The sequence below is a fragment of the Leisingera sp. F5 genome (assembly GCF_001593695.1).
This window is the reverse complement of record NZ_LUKH01001293.1, coordinates 1-1133: the sequence shown is the minus strand read 5'-3', so window position 1 is coordinate 1133 and position 1133 is coordinate 1. Positions and strand designations below refer to the sequence as shown.

Genomic DNA, 1133 nt, shown 5'->3' with positions numbered 1-1133 from the left:
CAGCGATACCGCCGCCTGCCATCCGCTGCTGATCGAGATCTTTGCGCCCGCGGCAGGCGCGCTGAAGGGCTGGCAAAGCCCGCCTCGCAATGGTTATGACCGCAGCCATGGCCGGTAGCAGTCAGAAAAGGAAAGCTGCAGTTTCACCGGAGGCGCCAATATTGGCGTGAATTCTGGAGAGATAGGGGTTTTCTGGAATGCAGCGGCGTCACACGCGTTCAGCCTTAAGGGCACCATGAGGCAATGCAGGCAGAGAATGCATTCAAAGTGCCTCTTGGCCGCATTGGTCAAAAGTTCAGGCTGGTAATAAAAAGGGCAGTGGAAAACCGCTGCCCTTACTTTTTAATGAATTAACGCGATATCAGGAAAATGCGGCTTCCAACGCAATTTCCACCATGTCGCCAAAGCTGCGTTCCCGCTGATCGGACGGCAAGGCTTCGCCGGTGCGCAGATGGTCAGACACCGTCAGCACTGCCAGAGCCCGGCAGCCATGCCGGGCCGCAAGCGTGTAAAGCTCTGCGGCTTCCATCTCCACGCCGAGAATGCCGTGGCGCACCATCTGCTCATTCAGGTCGGGGCGTTCGTCATAAAACACATCTGACGAGTAGATGCCGCCGATATGCGTTGCGGCACCGCGTTTCGCCGCAGCTTGCGCCGCCGCCTGCAGCAGGCCCCAATCAGCGCATGGGGCAAAGTTCAGCTCCCGGAAGATGCCGCTGGAGGGGCTGTTCAGAGTGCTGGCAGTCATCGCCAGAATCACGTCGCGGACCTTGACCCTGTCCTGCATGCCACCGCAGGAGCCGATGCGGATCAGCGTCTTGGCGCCGAAATCGCGGATCAGCTCATTGACGTAGATCGACAGCGAGGGCATCCCCATGCCGCTGCCTTGAATGGTCACCGGATGCCCATTCCAGCTGCCGGTGTACCCCAGCATCCCGCGCACTTCGTTAACCAGTTTGGCATTTTTCAAAAATGTCTCTGCGGCCCACTTCGCCCGGTAGGGGTCGCCAGGCATCAAAACAGTTTCCGCAATGTCGCCTTTTGCGGCACCAATATGAATGGTCATGGTATTGCTCCGCCGTCAGGATCAGATTTCCAGGTCGGAAATATCCATACCTGCGGTCAACGCAGCA

Annotated in this window: 1 protein-coding gene; it reads right to left on the bottom strand. The window is 58.3% G+C overall.

Going from position 1 to position 1133, the window contains the following annotated elements:
• Positions 1 to 361 precede the first annotated feature (361 nt).
• On the bottom strand, positions 362 to 1066 hold the full coding sequence (gene deoD, locus A2I95_RS40885; protein ID WP_291738012.1) for a purine-nucleoside phosphorylase: 705 nt from the start codon (positions 1064 to 1066) through the stop codon (positions 362 to 364).
• Positions 1067 to 1133 lie beyond the last annotated feature (67 nt).